We start from the raw sequence: 26,937 nt of genomic DNA, 5'->3' as shown, positions 1-26,937 counted from the left end.
GCCAACCAAGGCAACTAAGCCACGACGATCCGATTCAGACAACGAATGAAACGGGCCAACAACCCCAGACACAACAACACCCTCCTAAGGGAAAGTGTTGCAACGACCCTCTGAACTCAAGTGTGCGTCTGACATAGCAAAAGCCCGGTTCTACGGTCGAAGTGACCGAGGGAACCGGGCTTTGAGTAATGCTGTGCGTTATGCGCCAGGACGCTTGCCGTGATTAGCGGACTTCTTGCGGCGATCCTTGCGCTTGCGACCACGCTTGCTCATTGCGCACTCCTTCGTTGAGGGTATCTGAACTTTATTCAACTGTAGCGGCTAAGGGCGCCGAAACGAAAATTGGGGGCCGCTATTTAAGCGGAAACGCGGGCGCGGCCACGGCCGCGGTTGCGGCGACGCTTGAGGGCGCGGCGCTCCTCTTCAGACAGGCCGCCCCAGACGCCGGCGTCCAGGCCGGATTCCAGTGCCCACTTCAGGCAGGAAGAGGCAACGGGGCAACGGTTGCAGACCAGCTTGGCCTTAGCGATTTGGGTAAGTGCAGGACCAGAATTGCCTACTGGGAAGAACAGCTCGGGGTCTTCGTCGCGGCAAACAGCTTCGTGGCGCCAATCCATGATTGATATCTCCTAACAAAAATTCGACAGCAGTAAGCACAAGCGCTTTTCATGAGAAATGAAAAGCAACCAATGCCAGGGTGGGTGGTTGTGTGAACTGGTCTGCGTGCAGTGGGGCCCGGTCTCGAGGTCGGGCCAGCGTCGCCGCCGCCAATGGTTCACATTGTGGTTACTTGAAGTTTCCTTCAAGTTAAGAAGAGGTTTACGTCCTCTTTCTTTTTGCTACCCCAGAATCATGACATGTTTACTCAGACTCCGCTAGGGGTAAAGGCAAAATTGTGGCCAACCTCACGTGAATGAAACTAGTGTGGGGGTCATTTAGGTCGACGTATGAGTTGAAAGAAGCCTGTGAGAAACGCGCTGAACTGGCGCATTGTCCAAAAAACATTGAGTGTGGTGACTGAAGAAGCGTCAAATCTACCCGGCTAACCCCTGCCCCCGCGAAACCTGAGTGGCGCACAAGGAAATGGCCTTGACCGGTGAGTAGACTGTGGGTTTGTGTCTAAGCAGAAGAAAAAGCAGGTAAACAAAAAGCAAAGTGTTTCCTCCGCGCAGCCGGCGCGTGAGGAGAAGGCCCAGCAGGGCGCGCCACAGCCGGTCCTCGTGGCCGCAGCGCTCGCCGTGGTTCAGTCCATTGCCGTCATCTGCTTCGGTATCTTCCTGATCGTGCGCGAGGCGACCGGCGCAGAAAATGGTTCCATGGTGTCGGACTCGGGCTCCGGAAGCTTTGTAGGGCTAGGCACCGCACTATTTATCTTTATTGTCTTTGGCTTTGTCATCGTCGGCGCTTGGGCCATGGTCAAGGGAAAGCGCTGGGGTAGGGGAGCCATTATCCTGGTCGAGCTCATCTTGACGGCGAGCTCCTTCCAGATGTTCAGCGGCGGATCGCCGCTACTTGGTGCGGTGACCTTGGCGAGCGCCGCAGTAGTCATTTTCCTACTGATGTTCGTCCGCGCTTCCACCGAGTGGGCGGCAGCAAACTTCTAAATTCGTTGCCACGCACAAGGGCCGCGCCCCGGGTAAATCCGGAAGGCGCGGCCCTTTCTGTAGTGGAGGGTGTTAATCGGCGCTTAGGCCCACGACCTGATCGCCGCGGGTTTCCACGATGGTGTCGCCCGCCAAGGTGAGGTAGACGGGGCCGTGGTAGCTGCCGCGATCAACCGGGATGGTTCGCAGGGTTTTGCCGGTGGACCAATCCATGACAGCAATGCCTTCTTGGGTAGGCACCAACATGTGCTCGTCGACGGCGATGGGGGTGCCGATGGCATCTTCTACTACGTGATCCACTGCGAGGTCGCTCGGCTTGAAGAGATAGAGCCGGGAGCCATCAAACCACGTCATATGGTGCGGAAGATCCGCGGTTGCCGGGGCGAACGGGGAGGCGCCGGCGTCAATGTCTGGAGAGGGCTCTGCCGAAGTAGAGTCCAGCTTTTCGCCCTTATTGTCATAGGACTCAATCGTGGGATTCGGGCCTGGGCGGTAGACGGCGGCGGCCTTTTGTCCCACAGCGACAAGCCGGGCGCCGTCGGTGGCTATGTCCACATCGGCGGCGATATCGGGCTCACGGGAATCATCAGGGGTGGTGTCTTGGAAGCGCAACCAGGTGGCGCCCGGTTTATCGGGGCAGGACTCGGTCAGTGCCAAATTCTCGGTACGGGTAAGGGCGGAGCTAATGGTGCAGTCTTCATGCGGTTGCTTGTCCGGTTCCTGTTTGGCCTCCACATCACCGTATTCCACGGTGCGCACCAAATCGGAGCGCCACAGATCAATGCGGTCGGTGGAGACCGTTCCTACCCGGTCATTAGAGGAAACGGGTACTACCTCTTCCGAGTTGACGGCGCTGCGGGTGCTGTCATACTCGCCAGTTGCGGCACTAATCGCCACGGTATCCCCGCAGCCCACGCCGGTTTTATACGACGCCACGATTTTGTCCCACGCAGTAGACAGCGAGCACAGATCCGCGTCCGTGCGCTCATAAGTCCAAGCCTCGGAGCCGTCTGGGTTGGTGGCGGTGAGCGTGTGATCGGCGTGGGTGATGGTCAGGCCGTGTGCCGAAACCGCCCGGTATTGGCCGGGTACTGGTTCGTTGGGGAGGCTGAAGGACTCGTGGAGGGCCTCGGGGACGTCGGCAAGCGCGGGTGCATCCTTATCCCCAGGAACGGCCGCTTGGCTGAGATGCGCTTGATTAATATTGGCGGTAATAGCCGCCCCGCCGACCGCTATGGCGCAGACCACGGCAATAATGCCGGTAGCCTTCCAATCGGCGGGGGTCGAGCGCAAAATGGGAGCTTTAGTCATCGGCGGCCTCCTCGCCGGCGCCGGGAGCTGCCGCGGCGCGCGGTGGTACGGGTGGGGGATTTCTCGCGGACAGGCACCTGGCCCACGACCTTGGTCTCAGGGCCGACAGTTTCCTCTACCTCCGCGGGGATGTCTAGAGCCTGGGCCAGCTCCGGGGACGTGGAGAACCACTGCGGTGGATTCGGCTCACCCAAATCCAGCTCATCATTAATAACCTGCCATTTGCCCAGCTCATCATAGCCCACCATGGTGATAGCGGTGCCCGTATGGCCGGCGCGCCCCGTGCGGCCAATGCGATGGACAAAGGTCATCGGATCATCCGGAACCTGATAGTTGATGACGTGGGTGACATCATCAACGTCGATGCCGCGGGCGGCAATATCGGTGGCGACCAAGATATCCACCTGGCCGGTGCGGAAGGCATGGAGCGACTTCTCGCGCGACTTTTGCCCCAGATCGCCGTGGACCGCGCCCACGTGGAAGCCGCGCCGGGCAAGATCATCGGCCAACTGGGCGGCCGCGCGCTTGGTGCGAGCGAAGATGATGGTGCGCCCGCGGCCGGAGGACTGCAGGGCGTGGGCGACGACGGCAACCTTATCCATGCGGTGGGCCTGGAAGGTGACCTTGCGAGTGGAGGAATGGGTGAAATCCTGCTCGCCGGATTCGGCGCGGATATGGATGGGCTTTTCCATAAACCGGCGGGCGAGCGTCAAAATTGCGCCCGGCATCGTAGCGGAAAAGAGCATGGTTTGGTGGGCATTGCCATCGAGTGCCTTGAGGATAGCCTCCACCGAGGGCAAAAAGCCCAAATCCAGCATCTCGTCGGCCTCATCGAGCACCAAGATAGCCACGCGATCTAGCTGTAGATTGCCGCGTTCGTGGAGATCGATCAAGCGGCCGGGCGTGCCGATGATGACATCGACGCCCTTGTTGAGCTTTTTGATCTGTTCCTCGTAGGGACGGCCGCCGTAAATGGAGGCTAAGCGCACGGGGAGGTGAGCGGCAGCCACCTGCAGGTCCTCGGTGACCTGTTGGGCAAGCTCACGGGTGGGGACCACCACGAGGGCGCGCGGGGTGCCATCGAGCTCGTCGATATCGGCGTCATCAAAAACGCGGTCCAAAAGCGGCACGCCAAAGCCATAGGTCTTGCCCATGCCAGTGCGCGCTTGGCCAATCAAGTCCTGGCCGGATAGTGCGATGGGCAGGGTTAATTCCTGGATTGCAAAAGTACGCGTGATGCCACGAGTGGCGAGACCATCGCAGATTTCGGCCGCAACGCCGAGTTCCGCGAAGCTCGGTGGCTGGGATTTTATGTCAGACACACCTTGATAGTAGCCGGGATGGTTATAGTGGGGCCATTGACAATAAAACTCTAGTTAGAGGAGGAATCTTCATGGATATCAAGTTTGGCTTCGCAGATACCGCTCGCGAGCTGGTCATTAGCGCTGCAGGTGACCAAGCCGAGCTGACGCAGAAGATCAACAGTGCCCTGGCGGATAACTCCACCTTGGAATTGGAAGATGACAAGGGCCGCAAGTACCTCGTGCGCACTGAGCGCGTGGTCTACGTCGAGGTCGGCATTGCCAAAAAGCACGCCGTGGGATTCGCTGGCGCCTAAGGCGAGCGCATAGGGCTGTTGATTCAGCTTTTTTAAATACAAGCGGGTAACCTAAGACCCCATGGAAATAAGGGAGACTCGCCACGCTCACCGGAGCCAGGGCCATACGCCGGACCACCCCAATGCGGTGGTCCGGTTTGCGCGTCAATATGGCTGGTGGCGCGTGGTGGCTATCCCCCTCATGATCGCGCTGACCATTTGGTTCATCGTCGATATCGCCACGGCCTCTTCCTCTGAAGAAAAGGCGGAAGTCACTAGCGAGGCTGCCCCAACGAGTACGGAAAAGGTAGGCCCTGATCCTGCTGACGCTGCAGCGGTGAAGCGGGAAATCAGCGAGATGCCGCCCGGTGGCTCCTATACCAAGCAGGGCAAGGGCACCTTCCACGAGGTAGGCGAGCCTGGCGCCGTCGCGGGTAAGGGTGGCGAGCACAAGGTGCGCTATTCCATCGAGGTGGAAGATGGCCTGAACACCGCACCGTATGGGGGCGATGAGTCTTTTGCCGCCATGGTGGAGGCCACCTTGTCTGACCCGCGCGGCTGGACCGCGCATAAGGACTTCGAGTTCGAGCACGTGGCCACTGATGCGGAACCGGATACCCGCATCCAGCTGACTTCGCTCGGCACCGCCGCAGAGCGCTGTGGCGAGAAGATTGAAACGGAAACCTCCTGCCACACCACCATTACGGGCGAGTCCACCACCATTATCAACGAGGCCCGCTGGGTACGCGGCGCCACGCCTTTTGAAGGCGATTTGGGCAATTATCGCCAGTACGTCATCAACCATGAGTTGGGTCATGCCATTGGCTATGCGGCCCACCAGCCGTGTGGCGGCCAAGGCAAGCTGGCGCCGGTCATGATGCAGCAGACCTTGGACCTTAACAACAAGAAATTGCACGATCGCAATCCCAGCGAGGTCTATCCTGATGAGGACGTGACCTGCTCACCAAACCCGTGGCCTTATCCGAATCCGGATAATAAGGATCCCCACCAACCCGAATAGGAGTTAAGGATGCCGCTTCCCCCAGAGCATGTGTTAAGCGCCTTCCACGCGGAAACCGGTGCCACTGGTACCCGCCGCGCGCAGGGCGATCAATTGGGCCCGGTGTGGGATAACGGCATCAAGGTGGGCGACGTGGTCTATTCCCAGGCCGGTCCGTTTGCCGCCTGGTCCGCTAAGGTGCGCGAGCGCCTCAGCGTGCAGGGGGCCCGCGTTTCCCGGCCGGTACTGTCGAGCGATGGTCGGCACACGGCCGCAGGGTGGAAGGCTACCCAGTTTATTCCTGGCCAAGTACGCGGGCGAATTGATGAAACCGCACAGATGGCGTTGCGCTTGGATGCGGCTATAGCCGAAGTACCCCTTCCCAACGGGCAGCGCAGCGATGCCTTCGCCCGCGCCGAGCGCGCCGCCTGGGAGGAAACGGGCGAGGCTTATCGCCCAGCCCTGCTTGCCGACGTCCCCCTTATCCCCGCCCACACCGCTCTTCTCACCACCACGGTTTACCACGGCTCCAACCCGCCGGGCATTGTGGACATTGTACCGAGCGAATCCCCGCGCCCAGCCGGCTGGACGGCCGCTTTGGTTATTGTGGATGGGCTCATTGGCCAAGCAGTCGATGATGGGATCTGTCAGCGCTTTAGTCATGTACCCGGTATGCCGGAATTGCTGTTGCGCGCTGTGTCGTATCGCCGTCATGTCAATGACCTGCACTCCGCGTCGCGTTCAAACACGCGTTCGCACATTGAGCGGGTGGAGCAGCATCTGGTGTCGCGGGCATCTGCCATACTGGAGCGGTGAGTTACGACCCCCATTCCACCGCGCGTGCGGGAGTGGTCCTTCCACCGTCCCCGCAGGTGCGCCTCGTTCCCCGTACCCAGTCCGCTACGACCCGCAGTTGGCCTGTTGAACTGCCCGAATCCGGTACCTGGAAGGTAACCGGTGCCGCCGGCACCGGTGTGTCCAGCTTCCTTATCGATACCGTCATTCATGCCTTGGATAAAGCCCGGCAGACCGGCGCGGATCCCTCCGGCATCCTGGTTATCGCTCCCTCGAAGGAATCCGGCGCCCGGCTGCGCCGCGAGCTCTCTGAGCGGCTCGAGGATTACGCCGCACAGACCTCCATGGTGCGTTCCGTGCACTCCCTAGCATTCGCGTTGCTGCGCACAGCGGCCGAGGAGGAGCTGCGACTTATTACCGGTGCCGAGCAGGACGCCGTCATCCGTGAGCTGCTCACTGGCCAAGCAGAAGACGGACATGGCTCGTGGCCCGCGGAGATGCGCCCCGCGCTGGAATATGTGGGCTTCGCCCGGCAGCTGCGCGATTTCCTTTTGCGTTCTATTGAACGCGGCCTGGGCCCGGGCGACCTAGAACGCCTCGGTGCCGAGCACGGCCGCCCCATGTGGTCTGCAGCGGGTGAATTCCTGCGCGAGTACGAACGCGTGCAGCTTCTTTCCCGCGCTCATTCCTATTCCGCTGCGGAATTGGTTACCGCGGTTCTCCAGCGCCCCCAGCTTCTGCGCGAGCACCCCTTCCACACCATTATTGTCGATGATGCGCAATTGCTCGATCCCACTGCGGGCAAGCTCATCCGCGAATTGGCCCCACAAGCGGATCTCGTGGTGGTGGGCGGCGATGCCGATCAATCCGTCTTTGCCTTCCGTGGTGCTAGCTCGCGTTTCCTGCGGGACTTCCCAGCTGACCACGGCATCGAGCTCACCGAGCCCCATCGCACACCCTCACCGGCGTGCATCTCCATCGTGGATTCGGACGGCAGGCTGCGCGACGTCGTAGCCAATACCGTGCGCCGCCGCCACCTAGAAGACGGCGTGCCCTGGCGCGATATCGCCGTCATCGTTCGTTCAACCGGTGATATCGGGCAGATGCGCCGCACCCTTTTGGCCGCCGGCGTGCCCGTGCACATTAGCCCTACCGACGTCGTCTTGGCTGATCAGCGTTTGGTCTCCGCCGTGCTGCTCGCCCTGCGCGCCTTGGAGGAAGACCTATCAAACTCTGAGCTGGAAGAATTGCTCACCGGCCCCGTGGGTGGCGCCGATCCCGTCACCCTGCGCCGCCTTATCCGTGGTCTGCGCCGCTGGGATTCCACCACCCGGGGCATCGATAGCCTTCGCGGTCTTCTCTATGGCGAGCTCCCAGATTTTAATGGGCAACTTACTGAGCGCGAATACTCCATTCTGGAGCGTGTACGCGCGGTTCTAAGCGCCGGCCGGGACGCACTCGCCTCTGGCGCCTCGGTAGAGGAGACCCTCTGGGCCGTGTGGAGTGCAACCGAGCTCGATAACCGCCTGCAGGCTTCGGCGCTGCGCGGTGGTGCGACCGGCTCGCAGGCCGACCGCGACTTGGATGCAATGATGGCGCTTTTTGACGCCGCAGGCGACTACGTCGAGCGCCGCCCTGATTCCTCGCTGCGCGCCTTCCTGACGCATATCACCGAACAGGAACTTCCCACCGGTGTGCGTGACCGCCGCACCGCTATTCCGCAGGCAGTAGAGATCCTGACTGCACACGGCGCCGTGGGCCGTGAATGGGATACCGTCATTGTGGCCGGCGCACAGGAGGGAAGCTGGCCTTCGCTAGGGGAGACTGGCTCCATCTTTGGGCAGGAAGATCTCATCGATCTCCTCGACCACGGTATTGATCCCGATACCCCCGTCAGCCACGTTGCCTCCCGTTTGGCAGAGGAGCGTCGACTCTTCCACGTCGCTACCACTCGCCACCGACAGCGCCTGCTCATTGCCGCTGTGGAAAACCCGGAAGGCGATACGGTCTCTGAGCCTTCGCGCTTCATCAGCGAATTCGCCGGCCGGGGAGTGGACGTGCCTGGTCAAGCTGCGCGTCGGCAAGCAAAGCGGGCGCTGCGCCGCACCCAACTCCCGCGCGAACTGGGCCTCGATGTGCCCGAACCCGCACCCGTGTCAGTGCGCGATGGGCTTGAGGTGGATCCCCTCGATGTGGCGGTACTGTCCGTGCCGGCTTTTGTCGCACAGCTGCGCCGCGTAGTTACCAATCCGGAATCCGGTGAGGTTGAGCGCAAACAAGCAGCGCGCCAGCTCGCTCGCTTAGCGGCCGCCGATATCCCTGGCGCCCACCCAGAGCAGTGGTGGTCTGCGCGCTCCGTTGCGGCTGAAGTGCCGCTGCATACCAGCGGTAGCTTGTCGCCTTCCCGTGTGGAAGCATTGCTCAACTGTCCACTCAAGGCTGTGCTCGGCAATGTGGCTGAGGACCCAAGCACCGAGGAACACTTGCTCCGCGGTACTTTGGCGCACGCCTTCTTTGAAGCCCTTGGCCGCGGCATGGACGCGGAAAAGGCCAAGCTATTGGTGATGGAGGCTTTCGAGCGCATTCAGGATGTACCGCAGTGGCAATTGCGATTCAAGCTCGATGAGTTTTCTACCTTGCTGGACCGCGCTCGCGAGTGGGCGCGCCAATCCGAGGTCAATCAAGAGCTTGCAGGCGTGGAAATCCCCGTAGGCGTACGTATCAGCGAGGAGGTGCGCATCGGCGGCTACATGGACCGTCTGCTTCGCGATGAAGAGGGAAATTACTTGGTGGTGGACCTCAAGACGGGGAGAAGCAAACCGGCTAAGAAAGAGGGCGAGGACCATGTGCAGCTGATGACCTATCAGCTCGCGCTTGCCCACGGCGCATTTGACGGCCACCAGGTTCACGACGGCGAAGGCATGCCGCGCCAGGGCGGTGTGCTGGTGTATCCGGGTGCGACCACCAAAAAGATTGGTGAGCTTTGGCAAAGCGATAAGTCGCCTGAAGCCCTGGAAGAATTCGCCGCACTTCTGCCCCCGCTGGTGGAGGAGATGCGTGGCCCGCGCATCACTGCGCGGACCAATAAAGACTGCGATAAATGCCCAATTCGCTCCATCTGCCCCGTGCAGGAAGAAGGAAGGATGACCACCGATGCCTAAGAGCAATTTTTCCCCACAGCAGATCGCTGCAGCCTTGGGCAAGGACTTTCCGCCTACCGAGGAACAAGCCCATGTCATCGAAGGCCCATTTAGCCCCAAACTCGTGGTTGCCGGCGCTGGTGCCGGCAAGACAGAAACCATGGCCTCGCGCGTGGTGTACCTGGTGGCCAATGGCTATGTGCGCCCGGAGCAGGTTCTCGGCCTGACCTTCACCCGTAAGGCCGCGCAACAGCTGGAGCAACGTATCCGCCGGCAGCTGATTAAATTGCGCGATTCCGGCCTCATCCCACCAGGCGGTGAGGTGGCAGAGGCGCTAGAAAACATTGCGCCGAAGGTGGCTACCTATGACTCCTATGCGGGAGAACTCGTTCGCGAATACGGGCTGTTGGTTCCAGTAGAGCCCACCGCACGCATCATCACCGAGGCCGAGCGCTATTCCCTGGCCTACGATGTGGTGCGCAATTACACCGGCCAGCTGGAAGACGATCGCGCCCTAGCCACGATTACCGAGACCCTGCTGAAATTCAGCCAAGATATCGATAATGGGCTCAAGGACACAAGTCACATCGCCCAGCATGCCCGAGATTTTCGGGCGGACATCGATAACCTCGATAAATCCCAAAAGAATGGCCCCGAATACTCAAAGACGCTGCTGGACTATATCCACACACAGGAACGCCGCGTGCAGTACGTGCCGCTGCTGGAGGCCCTGAAAAAGGAACAATCCGAGCGACAAGTCATCACCTTTGGCGAGCAGATGGCCGTCGCCGCCCGCGTCGCGCGCGACCATCCTGTGGTGGGAAAGCAACAATCCCAGCGCTATAAGGTCGTCATGCTAGACGAGTACCAAGACACCTCCTATGCCCAGCGCGTGCTTCTACGAAGTCTGTTCGGAGGGGAACAAAAGGATCTTTCTGTGACGGCCGTGGGCGATCCAATGCAGGCCATCTACGGGTGGCGCGGTGCGACCTCTGAAAACCTCACTGCCTTCGTGGAAGACTTCCCAGTCGCGCCGGGCACACCCGCCCCGAAGGACCAGTTGACCACCTCTTGGCGCAACCCCTCTGGTGCGCTGGACTTGGCTAACTCAGTCGCGGAGGGGGTATTTGAAGGCGTAGAGCGCCCCGTGGACGAGCTTTCTGCCGCCCCGCATAAGGGCGAAGGCGAAATCCAGTTGGCGTACTTCGAAAGCGAGGTTCGCGAGCGCGAGTTCGTCGCCGAGTACCTGAAGGAGCAGTGGGAAAAGCGCGAGGGAGATACCTTCAGTGCGGCGGTTTTGGTGCGTAAAAATAGGCACTCCGCACCCATCGCTGCGGCCCTGGACAAAGCGGGCGTACCCAATGAAATCATTGGTCTCGGTGGCCTGCTGTGGCAGCCAGAAATCCAGGACCTTGTAGCCATTGCCACCATGCTCGTGCGCCCAGAAGATTTGCCTGCGGCCGTGCGCCTGCTCGCGGGCCCCATTTGTGGCCTGGGAATTAGCGATATTCAAGCACTTGCTTCCCGCCAACGAAACCTGGCTGGCGCGAGGGAGGAGCGCTTGCGCTGGGAACCGGGAATGGATCCGGAAGACTACCTGCGTGCGCAGTTGGAAGACGTCACCGCTGAGGAGCCGGATCAGCGCGTCGGCCTTGCCGACGCCCTGGCAGATTTAGGTGAGAGAGACCGCTATACCCCGCAAGGCCTCGCCCGAATGGAAGAGGTTTCTGCCAAACTGCGACACCTGCGCACCTATTCTCTGTCCAAACCGCTGGTGGATATCTTCGCCGATATTGAAGCATTGTTTAATATCCGCACCGAAGTCCTTGCGCGTGGAAGCGCAGGGGGTGCGACACATCTGGATAAATTTGCCGATATCGTCGCGGGCTTCCACGGTGATTCTTTGTATGCGCTTTTGGACTACTTTGCGTTAGCGCTCGAAAAGGAAGATGGCCTAGACCTTGGCGAGGTTCCCGCGGCCACTGACCGCGTGCAGATTATGACCGCGCACAAGGCCAAGGGCTTGGAATGGGAACACGTCTGCGTGGTGCATGCGGATTCGTCTAGCTATAGTGCGAAAGCAGAGACCTTCCTGACCAGGATCGATAAGGTCCCGGGAGACGATGACTATATTGAGGTCCCGGAGGATGCCCAAAAGCGCTCGCATTTCCAGAACGCCTGCGAGGAGTTTAAGAACGCAGATAGCGCCATCAAGGCGGAAGAATCGGCGCGCCTTTTTTATGTGGCGCTGACGCGTACCGAATCCACCCTGACCATTACCGGTTCGGGCACCAATAACCTCAATGGAAAGAACAAGAAGGCTCCCTATGAATATCTAGAGCGCCTGAAAGAGCAATTCCCGCAGTACGTGGTGGAGTGGTCCGTCCCCGACGAGCCTTCCGAGGATGATTTTGGGGAGAGCGCCCAATTCCCAGCGCTGCAGGCCAGCCCAGAGGCAGTCGCCGGTGCGGACCTGGTACTTGAAGCTATGGAGGAGCTCCCAGATTTGAGCCGCGGTGAAACCTTTGAGCTGTGGGAGCAGGAAGCTGGCGCGCTCATTGAGGAGTACAAGGCGCTGCAACAGCCGGTGGTAGACGTTGAGCTACCCAGCGAGCTGACCGCCTCTGACATGGTTGCGCTGCGGGCAGACCCGCTTCAGTTTGCCCGCAGGCAACGCCGCCCCGTGCCGTTTAAGCCGAATTCCTATGCCAAGCGCGGTACCGCCTTCCACGCGTGGTTGGAGGACCGCTTCGGCAGCCCGGCACTATTGGGAGAGGAAGAACTTCCAGGTATTGATGAGCCGGAGGACTTCGATTTGGAAGAGCTCAAGGAGGCCTTCCTGAACTCCGAGTGGGCCGAGCGCCAACCGGAGCACGTGGAGGCGCCCTTTGAAATCACCATCGGTGAGGCCGTGGTGCGCGGGCGCATGGACGCGGTATTCCGCTTGGAGGATGGCACCTGGATGGTGGTGGACTGGAAGACCGGCCGCCCACCCCAGGGAGAAGCCATGGATGCTGCCAAGATACAGCTAGCGGTGTATGCAGAGGCCTGGCGCCGCATCCACGGCGGGGAAAAGATTCGTGCCGCATTTTATTATGTGCACGATGGCTATACCTTCGAGCCTGCCCGCCTGCCGCGTGGGGAAGAGCTGAAGAAACTCCTTGAATCGTCAGTTGAGTACCACAAGGGCTAAGGTATGTGGGCGGTTGCGTAAACGCGCAATCTCTTGAGCAATCATTCGAGACCAGAAAAGAAGGCTGGGCTAGTGGCCAAAAAACGTGCGCAGGCAATGAAGTCACGCTTTAGAAGTCGCTTCTTGCCGCAGGTCGAGCTGTCCTCGCAGCCGGACCACGCGCTCATTGATGTCATTACGGTGCCGAGGGATGAAAATTCCAGCCCGTGGCGTCAGTTGGGCAAGCGTGTGCTGTGGGCTTTTGGCATCGTTGTCTTCGTGACCGCAGTGGTCTATGTGGACGGCGGTGGGTATAGCGAGGACATGTCGTTATTGGACTCCGCCTACTATGCGGCGGTGTCCCTGACCACCGTGGGTTACGGCGATATCGTGCCCGTGTCCCCGCAGGCCAGGTTAATTAACTTAACGCTTATTACCCCTGCCCGCCTGATCTTCCTTGTTTTATTGGTTGGCGCGACCTTGTCCGTGTTGACGGATAAAGCCCGCCGTACTTTCCAAATCCAGAACTGGAGAAAGCAATTGCGTAACCACACCGTCGTTATCGGTTATGGCACCAAGGGCGCCGGAGCCGTGGCCGCGCTGCTGGCCGATGATGTTCCGTCCTCCCAGATCGTGGTCATCGATACCAACCGTGCGTCCCTCGCTCACGCCGAGCACCATGGGCTGGTCACCATCTTTGGTTCCGGCACCAAGCAGGACGTGCTAAAGATCGCCGGGGTAGAGCACGCCAGCTCCATCGTCGTTACCCCATCCACGGACGATACCGCGGTGCTGTGCTGCCTCTCCGTGCGAGAGCTTGCGCCCAAAGCCAAGATCGTGGCGTCGGTGCGCGAGTCCGAAAACCGTCACCTGTTGCTCCAATCCGGTGCAGATTCCGTGGTCACCTCTGCGGAGACGGCCGGCCGACTACTGGGCCTGGCTACCGTCACCCCGACGGTGGTGGAGATGATGGAAGACCTGCTTTCACCCAACGAGGGTTTCTCCGTAGCCGAGCGCGCCGTGCGCGAATTCGAGGTGGGCTCCAACCCACGCCACCTGGCAGATATCGTGTTGGCTGTTTTGCGCAATAACGAGCTGCACCGCGTGGATACCGCGGATGCCTCCGCGCTGAAGCCGGGCGACCGCCTGCTCTACATCAAGCATGAGATGGAACAGCCCATCGAGGTCATGGACGATGATGACGAGGATTAAATGTTCCTCCCAGTAACCCCTGGCGGCCTCGTCCCGGTTACGGCAGCGGGGGAGCCGGTGCTGGTGGAGAAGGTTCCCGGGGGCGTCGGCAAGCACGCAGTAGTGGACCTAGGTACCCTGCAGGCGTGCGCGTATCCGGAAGACGGTGCTAGCGAGCTGGGCCGGCTAGAAAGCGCGACGTTCTTTGCGGACCAGCCGGTGATTTTGCAAGCCATTGCGCTGATCCGCAATCGGCGCGAGCAGCGCTTTGATCCGCGCACCGGTCACAAGCTGGACTACCCAGCACCGGGAATCGTTGGGCGCGATCCCTTGGACGAGCGCCGGATGGTCTTCCCACGCCTAGATCCTGCCGTCATCGGGCTCATTCGCCTCAGCGGCACCGACCGGATTTTGCTGGCGCGCAATCGCCGCCGCACTAGCTTCTTTTCTCTGATCGCCGGCTACGTTGAGCCGGGCGAGACCGCAGAGGCTGCTTTTGCACGCGAGGCCCTGGAAGAAACCGGGCGTAGGGTGGAGGATATCCGCTATTGGGGCTCGCAGGCGTGGCCGCCGAGTGGTTCTCTTATGCTGGGCTTTTGTGCGCACACGGCTGATGTCCACCCCACCTGCCATACTGATGGGGAATTGGAAGAAATCCGGTGGGTGGAGCGCGCCGAGCTGCCTGAGCTGACGCTTCCTCGTCCGGGTTCAATTGCACACACGATGATTATGGAGTGGTATCACGGTGACTAAGCCGGATTTGTCCCTGCTGGATGAAGATCAGCTGCGCGCGGCCACGGCGCCGCGCGGGCCCGTGTGCATCTTGGCTGGCGCGGGTACGGGCAAGACCCGCACTATTACCTATCGCATTGCCAACTTGGTGGACCAGGGTTTTGTGAGCCCGCAGCGTGTGCTTGCGGTGACCTTCACGGCGCGAGCGGCCGGAGAAATGCGCGATCGCCTGCGCACCATGGGCGTGGCCGGCGTGCAGGCGCAGACCTTCCACGCGGCGGCGCGCCGCCAGTTGAAGTATTTCTGGCCGCAGGTAGCAGGCGATCTTCCGTGGCAGCTGTTGGATAATAAATTCCCGCTGGTTGCCCGCGCGGTGCGCTCGGTGGGGCTGGATAATTCCAAGGACATGATTCGAGACGTCTTGGCGGAAATCGAGTGGGCTAAGTCCGCGCTGGTCAGCGCCGAGGATTATGAGTCCGTGATCGCCAATACGGACCGCAGTGCGCCGGCCGATCCGGCCAAGGTGGCAGAGGCCTTCCGCCGCTACGAGCAGTCCAAGGCCACGCCGGAGATGATGCATCTGGATTTTGATGACCTGCTCATGCACATTGCAGGTGCCATCGAGAATGTGCCGGCGATTGCGGAGACCTTCCGCGAGCAGTACCGGACCTTCGTCGTCGATGAGTACCAGGACGTTACCCCGCTGCAGCAGCGGGTGCTCAACGCTTGGTTGGGCGAGCGCGATGACCTGACCGTGGTGGGCGATGCTAACCAGACCATCTATTCCTTCAACGGCGCTTCCCCGGACTACCTGCTCAATTTCTCGCGCACGTACCCGGATGGCACCGTGGTGAAGCTGCAGCGCGACTACCGCTCCACACCGCAGGTAACGGACCTGGCCAACCGGGTCATTGGCAAGGCCACCGGCCGCGCGGCGGGCACGCGCTTGGAGCTGCAGGGCATGCGCGAGCCCGGCCCCGAGCCCACCTTCAAGGCCTATGAGTCCGAAGAGATCGAGGCCCAGGAGGTGGCCGGCCAGGTCCTTACCCTGCTGGATCAGGGAGTGCCGGCCTCCGAGATTGCCATCCTTTACCGCATCAATGCCCAGTCGGAGCAGTTTGAGCAAGCGCTTGCCGACGCCGGAGTGGTCTACCAAGTCCGCGGTGGCGAGGGCTTTTTCCGCCGCCCGGAAATCCTGGAGGCTATCCGCGTGCTTATCGCTGCGACCCGCCGCGAGGACCTGCCAGATGATCCGGTGGCGATTGCCCGGGCTGCGTTTGTCGAGCTGGGCTTGAGTTCCAACGAGCCGCAGGGCGCCCAGGCCCGCGAGCGCTGGCAGTCCCTTAATGCACTGGTAGGGCTCATTGAAAAGATTGTGGAATCAACTCCTGGCATCGATCTCAACGGGGTGTTGGGGGAGTTGCGCCGGCGCTCTACCGATAAGCAGGCCCCGGCCATGGAAGGCGTGACGCTGGCTACCGTGCACGCCGCCAAGGGCTTGGAATGGGATGCGGTATTCCTCGTGGGGCTAACGGAAAAGCTCATGCCCATCAACCACGCCATCAAGGCTGGCGATGAACAGGTGGAAGAGGAGCGCCGCCTTTTCTACGTCGGCATTACCCGCGCTCGTGAGCACCTCGCGCTGTCGTGGGCGTTGGCGAAGACTACCGGCTCGCGTGCCTCGCGCGAGCGCACCCGCTTCCTCGATGGCATCGTCCCGGCGGCCGAAGACGCCTCCGGGGGAAGCTCCCGCGCGCGCCGCCCGAAGCGGTGCCGTGTGTGCTCTGGTCCGCTGGGAACACCGGCGGAAAAGGTCATTGGCCGCCATGAAGATTGCGAGGGCGGCGGCGATGAAGAGGTCTTTGCCGCGTTGCGCTCGTGGCGCTCCCAGGTAGCGCGTGAGGAAAAGGTTCCGGCCTATGTCATCTTTTCCGATGCCACCCTGCAGGCGATTTCGGAGGAATTGCCCTCCGATGAGGCAGAGATGCTGTCCATCTCCGGCGTAGAACCTAGCAAGCTGGAGCGCTACGGTGCCCAGGTACTAGAGGTTATTCGTTCGGTTCGTAGCTAGCCAGGTTGGTCTTGCCGCCGAAGCACACCGGGCAGCGTGGATGCGCTATGACGGTGCGCTGCTGGTGGTGTCCGTAGACATCGACCTCCCATTGCTGTCCGGGGCGCGGCTTGGCGGTTGGCGCGCCTGGCGGCAGCGGCCGCCCCATCAGCCGCCGGATGATCACCTGCGTATGCGTCGCAACCGCATCGAGCACCACGGCTTCTGGCGTGCGGCGCACGCGGGTGAGCTGGGTGCTGATGATATTCCAGAGTGGGTCCATGTCCACGCGCGCCAAGTGCGCGCACAATGGGCATGGGCCTTGGCCGCGGATACGTACCGGTCCGATGACGCCACGATTGTCTAGCAAAGATACCGGAATCCACGTGGTTCCTGTGCCCGCGAGTGCATTCGCGCAATCCAGCGGGCAGTGCAGCTGGTCCACGGCGAGGACCGGATACATGCCGTCGAGGTCGTGGATATAGGAAAAGGCATTGTCTTCCTCCAGCGGGATGCGCACCTGGAAACCATCCACCTCAAGGCGCGCGCGAAGGTTGTATGCCAGGGTGGATTCGCCCATGAGGACAATGGTGTCTGTCTTTTCGGCGGACTCCCTGTGCGGCCAGAGGATGCCATAGTCCAGTGCGTCTTCAATGAGGCTCAGCGCCGCCGCCTCCTCAAGCCCTGCGGCACGCAGCCGGTGGGACAGGTCCTCCGGGGACACTGGCTCGCGAGCGGTGTTGAAAGCCGTCGCGACGGCGAGCGCGCTACCAGTTTCCGCAACCCCAACGCGGGTGGCATCCATGCCAAATTGGATCACCGTTTCCTCGCGGCAAAACACTGCGCTGCCGGGTGCTAAGACCACCTGGGTGGCAGAAATCCCCACGCCTTTAACCCCTTCCCCCGAAGTATGTGGTCTCCATTGCACCACAGGTACAATCACCTGTCATGTCGAGCATGCAGCCTACCGCACCGCAGCCCCCAGAGGTCAAAGTCATTCGCTCTGCCAAGCGGAAGAAAACTGTGCAGGCGCGCATGGTATCCGGGGTGCTCGAGGTGCGCATTCCCGCGTGGATGTCCGCGCGCGATGAGCGCGAAGCAGTCGCGGACATGTTGGCGCGGGTGGAAAAGAAACGGGGCAGTGGCCGCCGCACGGACTCCCAGCTTGAGGAACGTGCGCGGCGGCTCAACGCGGCGTATTTAGATGGCCGCGCGACTATTGGCTCTATTCGGTGGGTGAGCAATCAAAATACGCGGTGGGGTAGCTGTACTACCTCCACCGCGGATATTCGGCTGAGCGACCGGCTACAACAGGTGCCGGACTATGTGCTGGATTCAGTGATCATTCACGAGCTCACCCACACCTTCATCCCGCGCCATGGGCGGGATTTTTGGCAGTGGGCGGACAGGGCGCCCCACGCTGAGCGGGCGAAGGGCTATCTTGAGGCCTATCAGCGCTGGGGCTGCTAGTTCTCCTCGTCCTCGTTGCCCTTGTCCTTCTTGTCGTCTTGGTCTTCCGGCTTCTCGGACTCCTTGGACTCGTCGCCCTGCGCCGCAGAGGAATCCTCGCCGTTCTTCAGCATTTCCTCCAGCTTGGCAAACTCTTCTTCAAAGCCTTCATCCGGGCCTTCGTCCAGCAGGGAATCGATAAAGGCGGCCGGATTATCGAGGTGCTCCGCAGTGGGCAGGAAGTCTGGGTGATCCCAGGCCTTATCGCGCTTTTCCGCGCCTACGGCGACGGTGGCGCGGCGCCATAGCTCAGCGGCCTCAGAAACCTTAGGGGCATTGAGTTCGATGCCGACCACCTTGCTAAAGGCCTTCTCGGCGGAACCGCCGGTGCTGCGGCGGTGCGCCCATGCCTGGGTCAGCTTCGAGGTCGACGGGATGCGCTCGCCCAGTGCCTCAGTAACGACGTGCTCGGCCCAGCCTTCCACCAGTGCCAACAGGGTCTCGAGGCGGGATGCGGCCGCAGTGTTCTTGGACGTAATGCGCGGGGAGAGGTCCATGCCCTGCAACTTGCTCATCGCGTCCTGGATTGCCTGCGGATCGCCGGACTCGAGGTTGAGCTCGCGGGTGACTTCCTCTAGGTGGGAGGTATCAATGACCAGGCCAATGGCATATTCCTCTACGGAGGAGACGATGCGCTCTACCAACCACGGCACGTGCTTGAACAGGCGCTGGCGGGCAGCCTCGCGGGCGGCAATATAAACCAGCACCTCCTGGCCAGGAACATTAAGCTCGCGGGCGACCTTTTGGATGGTCTGTGGCAACAGTGCCACGGTATTGGCTGGGGCGATGGGCAGGCCGAAATCGGAACCGGTCAGCGCCTGGGAGGCCAAATCGCCCAAAGCGTGGCCGAGCTGCATGCCAAAGTTCATGCCAGACATTTGGTTCATCATCTTGGTCATGGGGCCCATCATCTCGCGGGCCTCTTCCGGCATGGAGTCCAGCTGAGCATCATTCATGTGCTCTGCCACCGGGGTGACCATGCGCTGCCACGCCGGCATGGTCTCTTCCAACCACTGCTTGGAATCCCAAGCCTTGGCCGTGCCGGAGGCGGTGGGTAAATAAGTGGCGTCGTCAAGCCAGAGCTCCGCCAAGCGGACGGATTCCTCTACGGCCTTGGTATCGTCCGCGCTTACCGCCTTGGACTGCGAGATCTGCTGCAGGGCGATGCGCTTAGCCATGTCGTAATTAACGGGGCCGGAGTTTTCCGGCGAGTTCATGGAAGAGCCCATGCCGGACAGCATCTGACCGAACTGGTTCAGCATGTCACCCAGGCCGCCACCATTAGCGCCGCCGAATGCGCCGAACGGGTTCTGGTCACGACGTCCGTCATTATCGTCGTCATCGTTATTGGGGAAAGAAAAACCGAATCCGTTGCTCATGCGTCCTAATCTACCGGCACCATCCGGCTACTTTCCATGATCCCCGCTACGCTGACAGCGAACACTACGGCAAAGGTTGTAGGGTATTGATCCGTGAATTCTCCTGCTAGCCGTCGCGTCCGCACCATCGCCTGGGGTGCCATCCCCGTCGTCCTCACCGGTGCGTTGGTATCGCTTGACCATATCCCCGGCACCGATGTGTCTTTGACCGTGCCTTATGCCGCCGAGGGCCCAGGTCCCACGGTGGACACGTTGGGGGAGGTCGACGGCACCCAGGTCGTTGATGTTCAGGCGCCGAAAACCTATGACACCGACGGCCACCTCAACATGACCACGGTCTCCGTGCGCACCAATATGACCCTCGCACAGGCGCTGGGCCGCTGGATGATGACCGATGACACCATCGTGCCCATCGATACCGTCATTCCGCAGAATATGAGCGATAAAGAGGTAGAAGAGTCCAATAAGCAGGCCTTTACCCAGTCCGAGTCTGCAGCCACCGTGGCGGCCATGGATTACCTGCACCTGCCGGTAAAGATCACCATCGCGGAAGTTTTGGATGAGGGCGCGGCGCAGGGCACGCTGAAGAAGGACGATGTCATTACCGCAGTAGACGGCAAGGAGGTCTCGGAGCCGGGCGAGGTCCAAGACGTCATCAAGCAGAAAAGCCCTGGCGATAAGGTCACGCTGACCGTCCAGCGGGGCGGCAAGGAGCAAGAAGAAGAAATCGAGCTAGGGGAGAACCCCCACCAAAAGGGGCAGGCAATGCTGGGCATCGCCATGCTCTCGGTTCCGCAAGACGATATAAAGGTCAAATACAACCTGCAGGATATTGGCGGCCCCTCCGCCGGCATGATGTTCACCCTGGCGGTCATCGATAAGCTCAACGAGGAAGATCTCACCGGCGGCAAGTTCGTGGCCGGTACGGGCACAATTCAGGAAGATGGCAAAGTGGGCCCCATTGGCGGCATCCAACATAAAATCGCCGCGGCACACGAGGCGGGCGCGGAGCTCTTCCTCGCGCCGAAGGACAATTGCTCCGAGGCCGCCGCGAGCGACCACGGCGATATGCCCATCGCGGAAGTTTCCACCTTGGATGAGGCAGTGTCCACGATGAAGGACTTCGCGGACGGCAAGGAGATTAAAACCTGCCATTAGCCGGCTTACTTAGCTAGGCCCAGCTCCTTGATCTTCTCTTCCGGGTCTTCCTGGTCGGAGGAGATCATCTGCTGCATAACCATGCCTTCTTTATTGTCCACCACGGTGATGACCGCGGTGGTTCCCAAGGTGGACCAGCCTACGACGCGGTCGCCGTCATCCTCAATGACCTGCGAGCTGCGCAGCTCGGTGAGCACCTGCGTGGTTTGCTTGGCCTTGGAGTGCGAGCGGAAGAACTGGAACTGGCCTACCTCCGGCCCAGAGCAATTATAGGAATCGTCCCCGCCCGTGGAATCGCAGCGGTCGAAGTGCGCGAAGAGCTCCTTGGGCGCTACCGGAGCAAAGATGTCATAGGCCTTGGCTACAGACTTTTCCAATTTTTCGTTGTCGGGCTCCTTGCTTGCCGACGCCCCCTCAGACGCCTCCGAGCTTTCCGCCGCGCTCGATTCCGCGCTGGACTCAACGGTGGAAGAGGAGCTAGAGGCGGTGCTGGTTTCCTCAGCGGTATCCGCCGCAGGGGCGGTGGACTCGGCACCTGCGGTGGTGGTCTCCACGGGGGCGTCGGCAGGCGCGGCATCGTCCGAGGAACAAGCGGCAGTGCTCACGCCTACACCCAGCAGAAGCGCTGCTGCGGTGGCGCGGGTGGAGGTCAGGCGAGTGAGAGTAATGCGTCGCACGGTAGGAAAATGCTCCTTAGTCGCAGGCGAGAATTGTCTTTCCAGTCTAATCTAGTTCATCCGGGTCCTGGCTCAGCCCATAGCGCAGGGCCGCGATAATCCCGGGTGCGACCTGGGGGCCGCCGCGCAGCTGGATGTCATCCTCCGCGAATGGCCCGGCCACTTCCAACTCCTCCTCGGTGGGGCGCAGCTGCAGCAATGTGGTTTCAATCCCTTCCTCACGCAGCGCACCTGAAAACAGGCGCGCCGGGCGAGGAGAGGGGTCCTCGCTGGAGGTATCGCGGAACCTAATCTCTTGGGCCAGGATGACGCCGGCCACCTCCCGCGGCCAGGCCAGGCGGGAGACATAATCGGCCAACTGCTCAGAACCGGGCTCGATGTTTTCAGGCACATTATCCTGCACGATAAGGGTAAGCGGCGCCGCATCTTCCTCATCGAGGGCGGCAAGCTGGTCTGCTACCAAGTGGGTAGGAACGAGCGCGAAGATAGTGGGGCGGGCGTCCCAACCCTCGGCGTGGACGAATTCCACGGCTTCGGTCATCGCGCGGTTTAAAGCTGGCTGTGTTAATTCGGGGGAACTCATAAACATCCTTATTCGTTATCTGTGTATTGCTTCCTTAAGCTGGAAGAAGTCTACAGGTTTTAAATTCGCACTATTTGATTGGAGCTGGCGTTGTCCTTAGGGTCATCCACACCAGCCGCCCCGTTGAAGCGGCCCCCGCGGGTCGCGACAATCATTGCGGCCGTCATTGCCGTCCTCTTGTTCATCGGTCCCATGTTTGTGGGCCTGTACACGGATTGGAGGTGGTTTGGTGCGATTGAATACCGGAACGTTTTCACCACCGCGATTATTGCGCGGATAGTACTCTTTATCATCTTCGGTCTCATCGCCGCTGCCGTGGTGTGGGCCGCGGGCTTCTTTGCCTGGCGCGGGCGTCCGGATTCGCTCGACCTTGGGGACTTGAACTCGCCGGTGTATCAGTACCGCAAGTCCATTGAAAAGTCTATGGGCGTCTTCTTCAAGGTCATCCCCGCCATCGTGGGCATCATTGCCGGTTTCATCGGCCAGGCTAATTGGCGCACGGTCCTGCTATTTTTAAACGGCCAGGAATTCGGCCAACAGGACGCCCAGTTCCACCACGACCTAGGCTTCTATGCCTTCACGTTGCCGGTATTGAAGATGGTGGTCAGCGCCCTATCTATCCTGTTGATCTTGGCGTTTCTCATCGCGCTTTTCGGTCACTATGTGCTGGGTGGCATCCGCATTGGCAATAAGGCCGCAGGAGTTCGCGGCTCCATTTCCCACTCGGCTCGCCTGCAGCTGGCGATTACTGCCGGCCTGTGGATGGTTGTTCAGGTCATCGGCTACTGGTTGGAGCGCTACGAGCTCCTATATACCCAGCACGATCTCTTTACGGGTGGTTCCTATACCGATATTCATGCCTACCTGCCGGCGAAAATCATCTTGATGATCATCGGCGTCTTTGTAGCCGTGGCCTTGTTTATGGCCATCGTCATCAAGGACCTGCGTATCCCCGGCCTGGCCGTGGTACTGATGCTGCTGTCCTCGCTGGTTATCGGCCAGGCATGGCCGCTGCTGATGGAACGCTTTTCCGTGCAGCCTAACCGTCAGGCAAAGGAAGAAGAATCCATTGCCCGCAATATTGAGGCCACGCGCTATGCCTATGGGCTTACCGATGACCATGTCACCTACGAAGACAACTGGGGTGGGGACGAGGTATCTGATGACAAGGTGGCTTCTGATAACGCCACCATCAATAACCTCCGCCTGCTGGATCCGGAGATTCTTTCTCCTACTTTCACCCAGATGCAGCAGCTGAAGAATTTCTACGGCTTCCCAGAGACGCTATCGATGGACCGCTATGAGATCGATGGTAAGAAGCGTGACTTCGTCGTTGCTGCGCGCGAGCTGGATCCAAATGAGTTGCGGGAGAACCAGTCCGACTGGATTAACCGCCACACCGTCTACACCCACGGCAATGGCTTTGTGGCAGCGCAGGCCAATAAGGTCGATGAGGTAGCCCGCGACGCTGGCTCTGCCCGCGGTGGTTTCCCCATCTTCACTGTGTCTGATCTGCAGACCCAGGCCGGTGAGGCCGAAGGCGAGGGCGAAACCCAGGACGCCGAGAAGTCCCTTGGCATCAAGGTAGATCAGCCGCGCATCTACTATGGCCCGGTTATTGCTGGCGCTGCCGATGGCATGGATTACGCCATTACCGGCAAGACTGGCGATAACCCGGTGGAATATGACACCGATAGCTCCACCTATACCTATGACGGCAAGGGTGGCGTCGGCATTGGCAATATCTTTGACCGCACTATGTACGCCGCCAAGTACCGCGAGCTTAACTTCCTGCTTTCTGATCGCGTTGGCAGTGAGTCAAAGCTCCTCTACGACCGCGACCCGCGCGAGCGTGTGGAAAAGGTTGCTCCGTGGCTGACCACCGATTCTGCTACCTACCCGGCCGTGGTGGATGGCCGTCTGAAGTGGATCGTCGATGGCTATACCACTTTGGAATCCTTGCCTTACTCCCAGCGTGCCTCGCTTTCCGACGCCACCCAGGACACCCTCAATCCTGATGGCACCACCCAACGCCTTGTCAATGACAAAGTGGGCTATATCCGTAACTCGGTAAAGGCCACCGTCGATGCCTATGACGGCAGCGTGGATCTCTACGAGTTCGATAAGAATGATCCAGTGCTCAAGGCTTGGGAGGGGGTCTTCCCGGACGTCGTCAAGCCAGAGGCGGAAATCTCCGATGAGCTACGTCAGCACTTCCGCTACCCGGAGGATATGTTCAAGGTGCAGCGTGACCTGCTGGCGCGCTACCACGTGGATGACCCGAATGTATTCTTCAATAACGATGCCTTCTGGTCCGTGCCGAATGACCCCACTGCGGAGGAATCTCGCCAGCTCAACCAGCCGCCTTATTACGTGATGGCTGCAGATCCAGAGACCGGCAAGCCAAGCTTCCAGCTGACTACCTCTTATCGCGGCTTGAACCGCGAGTTCCTTTCTGCACACATGGCTGTCTCCTCCGATCCGGAAACTTATGGCGATATCACCGTGCGGGTGCTGCCGACCAATACGCAGACTCAGGGCCCGAAGCAGGCGCAGGATGCGATGATGTCTTCTGACCAGGTCGCCCGCGACCGCACCCTGTGGGAAGGCACTAATGACTTGCACAACGGTAACCTGCTGGCCCTGCCAGTAGGTGGTGGCGAAATCCTGTACCTCGAGCCGATTTACTCGCAGCGCAAGGACCAGGCCTCTGCCTTCCCGAAGCTGCTGCGCGTACTCGTGTCCTATAAGGGCCGCGTAGGCTACGCCCCAACTATCGGTGATGCCCTTGAACAAGTTGGAATTGACGCCAAGGCCGCTCAGAACATTGAGGAAGTCGACGGCGATTCCGGCGAAAAGACCGACACCAAGGACGACAAGAATAAGAAGGATGCCAAGGAAGACAAGCAGTCGGCCCCAGCCTCCGCTCCTTCCTCTTCCGACCAGGCTGGCGCCATCGATGACATCAATAAGGCTTTGAAGGGCCTAGAGGATGCTCGCGATGGTTCCTTCGAGGAATATGGCCGCGCCCTGGATGAACTCGATAAGGCAGTTGAGTCGTATCAGAAGACGGAAAAGTAGTTCTTTCAGTCTTTAAAAGCGGAGATTAAGGCACCTGCCCAGCGGATTTGGGTAGGTGCCTTTCCCTATGTATAGTTACATGAGTCGCCAGGACAGAGCGAATACACTTAGTGTTAACGTACTGTTCAAGCGCAGATGATGGAAGTCGTCTCGACGCGGGGTGGAGCAGCTCGGTAGCTCGCTGGGCTCATAACCCAGAGGTCGTAGGTTCGAATCCTGCCCCCGCTACCAACTTCCAAGCCCCTACCAGTGGAAACGCTGGTAGGGGCTTTAGTTATTTCTCTTAAGGCGCACGTCCTGGGACTCAAATTGGGACTTTAGCGATGGCATTTTGTCACTTAAGCCGGTTTGGAAGTGATGCTGTCCTGCTGTGGAAGCTTAAAAATAAACGAAGGATCCTTGCTTCCACAGCAGGACAGCATAACCACTCCGGCGCCATCGAAGAACGCAGGAACAAAGACAAAGTTAATAGAGCGCGAAGATGGCAACCAGCTAGTTAGCATTAGTGATGGAGAGGCCCCTTTGGAACTTTCTTTTGAGCTCTCAGATTCCTTTCTTGAAAAGCTTCCAAGCGGACACATTCTAGTACGTCCAGCAGAAGGTGAGGAACCTAGCGCATACATTGAACCTGCCTGGGCCAAAGACGTAGATGGAAACGAGGTAAATACTCATTTTTCAGTTGATGGAGATAAAATAATCCAGCACATCTCGTCGAGCCCTGCCGGCAAGCCGGTTATTTCAGATCCCTATATCCGTGACGTTCATGGCTGGGGAAAGAAAATCGGACAAGAGCTAGTCTTTTCCAAAGACGAGACGAGCGGGATCGCCATAGGAACTGCTTACTGCGCCGGTAAAATAGCAGGAGTTGGCCTAGGCTCTTGGCTAGCGAAAGGTGCGTGCGCAGGCGCTGCCGCAGTAGCAGGTCTCGCCACTAATACTGGTCGATGCCTTACCATCCGAGCCCTTGGAGGAAAGTACTCCCCGAACATCGTATTCCCGTATGCCACTCGATGCTAGAATCAAGAAATACAGTTTCGCTTTTCACCGTGAGTAGACATGGAAAATAGCCAAGTTCTTGTTTTAATTGGAATCACCCTAATTGTTTGGTGTGCGCTATACAGGTACAGAAAAACTACTGCTAAATGGGTTTTTATTGCAGCCTCTTTAAGTACCTGTCTAGCGTTTGTCCTAGGCCTATCAGGATTTTTGGGTCTAGGACATGATTCCATCGATTTGTTGTCTCTAGTAAACGTATTTTTAAACACGTTTATATTGTTGGCCATAGGCCAGTCCCGCAATCGAAGTAAATCGACCCGCATTAAGGATGTATAAATCGATGTCCCCCGATCGCGACATTAACCCGCGCCAATTTTACTAACACACACCTAGCACCTGTTGCCGCCAAGCCAAGGAGATTCTCTGAAAGTATAGGCTTGGATGCAAGTAATATGATCTTTTATAGTTCCTGATTGTGCCCACATAGATTCCGTTCCAAACCTACCGTGTATCGGGCATTGAAGGTGCTATAGGTATACAAATCGTGGTGCTGTTGTAAAGTTGGGTGGAGAGCAGTGAAGACTCAGTTTCTCATTCCCTGATGGCCGCTGCGTGTGGGCGTTGTTAGGCCGTCTCGAAGACCTGGTTGACGATCACCGCGTCCGGGTTCGGTTGCCTGTTGGCGAACATCGTGCCTTGCCCTTTCCGCAATGAGTGCATCGCTTCCATTCCTTTCAACGTCCGATATGCAGATGTCCGGTTCTTAAACGCGCCTTTCGGCCCGAGGATCCGCTTCAGCCGACCATGGTCGCCTTCCAGGATGTTGTTGAGGTATTTCATCTGCCGGTGTTTCACTGTTGGCGGGCAGATTCCCTCTGACTTCAACTCGGCGATTGCCCTGGCAAGGCAGGGTGCTTTATCGGTGTTGATCACTCTGGGATACCCGGCTGACGCATTGGATT

Annotated in this window: 22 protein-coding genes and 1 tRNA gene; 14 read left to right on the top strand and 9 right to left on the bottom strand. The window is 59.7% G+C overall.

What is annotated here, in order from left to right; translation table 11 throughout:
• Positions 1-198: 198 nt before the first annotated feature.
• Entirely contained in the window at positions 199-273 is a 75-nt protein-coding gene (locus RAE09_RS11955; protein WP_100067784.1) for a 50S ribosomal protein bL37, read from the bottom strand.
• A gap of 83 nt (positions 274-356) precedes the next feature.
• Positions 357-617: a WhiB family transcriptional regulator gene (locus tag RAE09_RS10885; protein WP_005322377.1), complete on the bottom strand. Its 261-nt coding sequence runs from the start codon at positions 615-617 to the stop codon at positions 357-359.
• Positions 618-1,115: 498 nt separating this feature from the next.
• On the opposite strand from RAE09_RS10885, the gene RAE09_RS10880 reads away from it, so the two are divergent.
• Positions 1,116-1,604, top strand: coding sequence for a hypothetical protein (locus tag RAE09_RS10880; protein ID WP_005322376.1), 489 nt, complete (start codon positions 1,116-1,118; stop codon positions 1,602-1,604).
• Positions 1,605-1,676: 72 nt separating this feature from the next.
• Here the strand turns inward: RAE09_RS10880 and RAE09_RS10875 are convergent, their stop codons facing one another.
• Together RAE09_RS10875 and RAE09_RS10870 are read right to left on the bottom strand one after the other, a co-directional pair.
• On the bottom strand, positions 1,677-2,915 hold the full coding sequence (locus tag RAE09_RS10875) for an Rv3212 family protein (protein ID WP_316981685.1): 1,239 nt from the start codon (positions 2,913-2,915) through the stop codon (positions 1,677-1,679).
• Positions 2,912-4,237 carry a DEAD/DEAH box helicase gene (locus tag RAE09_RS10870; RefSeq protein WP_316981684.1) on the bottom strand — a complete coding sequence of 442 codons (1,326 nt, stop codon included), beginning with the start codon at positions 4,235-4,237 and terminating at the stop codon, positions 2,912-2,914. The genes RAE09_RS10875 and RAE09_RS10870 overlap by 4 nt, the downstream gene beginning before the upstream one ends.
• A 71-nt stretch (positions 4,238-4,308) precedes the next feature.
• Between RAE09_RS10870 and RAE09_RS10865 the strand changes: the two genes are divergently transcribed.
• The 8 genes from RAE09_RS10865 to RAE09_RS10830 all read left to right on the top strand — a co-directional run bounded on the left by RAE09_RS10865 (position 4,309) and on the right by RAE09_RS10830 (position 16,613).
• A complete protein-coding gene (locus RAE09_RS10865) occupies positions 4,309-4,533 on the top strand; it encodes a DUF3107 domain-containing protein (RefSeq protein WP_316981683.1) in 225 nt (74 codons plus the stop codon).
• 61 nt (positions 4,534-4,594) lie between these two features.
• Positions 4,595-5,533 (top strand): DUF3152 domain-containing protein, encoded by a 939-nt coding sequence (locus tag RAE09_RS10860; RefSeq protein WP_316981682.1) that lies wholly within the window; start codon positions 4,595-4,597, stop codon positions 5,531-5,533.
• 9 nt (positions 5,534-5,542) lie between these two features.
• Positions 5,543-6,328 carry a hypothetical protein gene (locus RAE09_RS10855; RefSeq protein ID WP_005326547.1) on the top strand — a complete coding sequence of 262 codons (786 nt, stop codon included), beginning with the start codon at positions 5,543-5,545 and terminating at the stop codon, positions 6,326-6,328.
• Positions 6,329-6,360: 32 nt separating this feature from the next.
• Positions 6,361-9,468 (top strand): ATP-dependent helicase, encoded by a 3,108-nt coding sequence (locus RAE09_RS10850; protein ID WP_316981687.1) that lies wholly within the window; start codon positions 6,361-6,363, stop codon positions 9,466-9,468.
• The gene (locus RAE09_RS10845) at positions 9,461-12,640 is read left to right on the top strand and encodes an ATP-dependent helicase (RefSeq protein WP_316981681.1); all 3,180 of its coding nucleotides are present in this window, start codon (positions 9,461-9,463) and stop codon (positions 12,638-12,640) included. The genes RAE09_RS10850 and RAE09_RS10845 overlap by 8 nt, the downstream gene beginning before the upstream one ends.
• A gap of 72 nt (positions 12,641-12,712) precedes the next feature.
• Positions 12,713-13,831, top strand: a complete 1,119-nt coding sequence (locus tag RAE09_RS10840; protein WP_371744486.1) for a potassium channel family protein — start codon at positions 12,713-12,715, stop codon at positions 13,829-13,831.
• Entirely contained in the window at positions 13,832-14,563 is a 732-nt protein-coding gene (locus tag RAE09_RS10835; RefSeq protein WP_316981680.1) for an NAD(+) diphosphatase, read from the top strand. It abuts the gene before it with no gap.
• Entirely contained in the window at positions 14,556-16,613 is a 2,058-nt protein-coding gene (locus RAE09_RS10830; RefSeq protein WP_316981679.1) for an ATP-dependent DNA helicase UvrD2, read from the top strand. The genes RAE09_RS10835 and RAE09_RS10830 overlap by 8 nt, the downstream gene beginning before the upstream one ends.
• On the opposite strand, the gene RAE09_RS10825 is transcribed toward RAE09_RS10830, so the two are convergent.
• Positions 16,591-17,478 carry a hypothetical protein gene (locus RAE09_RS10825; RefSeq protein WP_316981678.1) on the bottom strand — a complete coding sequence of 296 codons (888 nt, stop codon included), beginning with the start codon at positions 17,476-17,478 and terminating at the stop codon, positions 16,591-16,593. The two genes, RAE09_RS10830 and RAE09_RS10825, sit on opposite strands and share 23 nt — an antisense overlap.
• A gap of 62 nt (positions 17,479-17,540) precedes the next feature.
• Here RAE09_RS10825 and RAE09_RS10820 point away from each other — a divergent pair, with 62 nt between their 5' ends.
• Complete coding sequence (locus RAE09_RS10820; RefSeq protein WP_284821940.1) at positions 17,541-18,062, top strand: M48 metallopeptidase family protein; 522 nt, start codon at positions 17,541-17,543, stop codon at positions 18,060-18,062.
• On the opposite strand, the gene RAE09_RS10815 is transcribed toward RAE09_RS10820, so the two are convergent.
• The gene (locus tag RAE09_RS10815) at positions 18,059-19,480 is read right to left on the bottom strand and encodes a zinc-dependent metalloprotease (RefSeq protein WP_316981677.1); all 1,422 of its coding nucleotides are present in this window, start codon (positions 19,478-19,480) and stop codon (positions 18,059-18,061) included. The genes RAE09_RS10820 and RAE09_RS10815 overlap by 4 nt on opposite strands.
• Before the next feature lie 93 nt (positions 19,481-19,573).
• On the opposite strand from RAE09_RS10815, the gene RAE09_RS10810 reads away from it, so the two are divergent.
• Complete coding sequence (locus RAE09_RS10810) at positions 19,574-20,638, top strand: YlbL family protein (RefSeq protein WP_316981676.1); 1,065 nt, start codon at positions 19,574-19,576, stop codon at positions 20,636-20,638.
• A gap of 5 nt (positions 20,639-20,643) precedes the next feature.
• Here the strand turns inward: RAE09_RS10810 and RAE09_RS10805 are convergent, their stop codons facing one another.
• Positions 20,644-21,315, bottom strand: a complete 672-nt coding sequence (locus tag RAE09_RS10805; protein ID WP_005322348.1) for a hypothetical protein — start codon at positions 21,313-21,315, stop codon at positions 20,644-20,646.
• Between the two features lie 46 nt (positions 21,316-21,361).
• Entirely contained in the window at positions 21,362-21,898 is a 537-nt protein-coding gene (locus RAE09_RS10800) for a PPA1309 family protein (protein ID WP_316981675.1), read from the bottom strand.
• Between the two features lie 123 nt (positions 21,899-22,021).
• On the opposite strand from RAE09_RS10800, the gene RAE09_RS10795 reads away from it, so the two are divergent.
• From RAE09_RS10795 to RAE09_RS10785, 3 genes are all read left to right on the top strand, one after another.
• On the top strand, positions 22,022-24,979 hold the full coding sequence (locus RAE09_RS10795) for a UPF0182 family protein (RefSeq protein ID WP_316981686.1): 2,958 nt from the start codon (positions 22,022-22,024) through the stop codon (positions 24,977-24,979).
• A gap of 154 nt (positions 24,980-25,133) precedes the next feature.
• A tRNA-Met gene (locus RAE09_RS10790) sits at positions 25,134-25,210 on the top strand.
• 168 nt (positions 25,211-25,378) lie between these two features.
• Entirely contained in the window at positions 25,379-25,996 is a 618-nt protein-coding gene (locus tag RAE09_RS10785) for a hypothetical protein (RefSeq protein ID WP_316981674.1), read from the top strand.
• A 603-nt stretch (positions 25,997-26,599) separates the two neighbouring features.
• Here RAE09_RS10785 and RAE09_RS10780 read toward each other — a convergent pair.
• A partial coding sequence (locus RAE09_RS10780; RefSeq protein ID WP_316981673.1) for a DDE-type integrase/transposase/recombinase occupies positions 26,600-26,937 on the bottom strand: 338 nt, incomplete at its 5' end.

Origin of the sequence: Corynebacterium tuberculostearicum, assembly GCF_032821615.1 — a bacterium.
Lineage (GTDB): Bacteria > Actinomycetota > Actinomycetes > Mycobacteriales > Mycobacteriaceae > Corynebacterium > Corynebacterium tuberculostearicum_H.
This window is presented reverse-complemented; position numbering and strand designations above follow the sequence as displayed.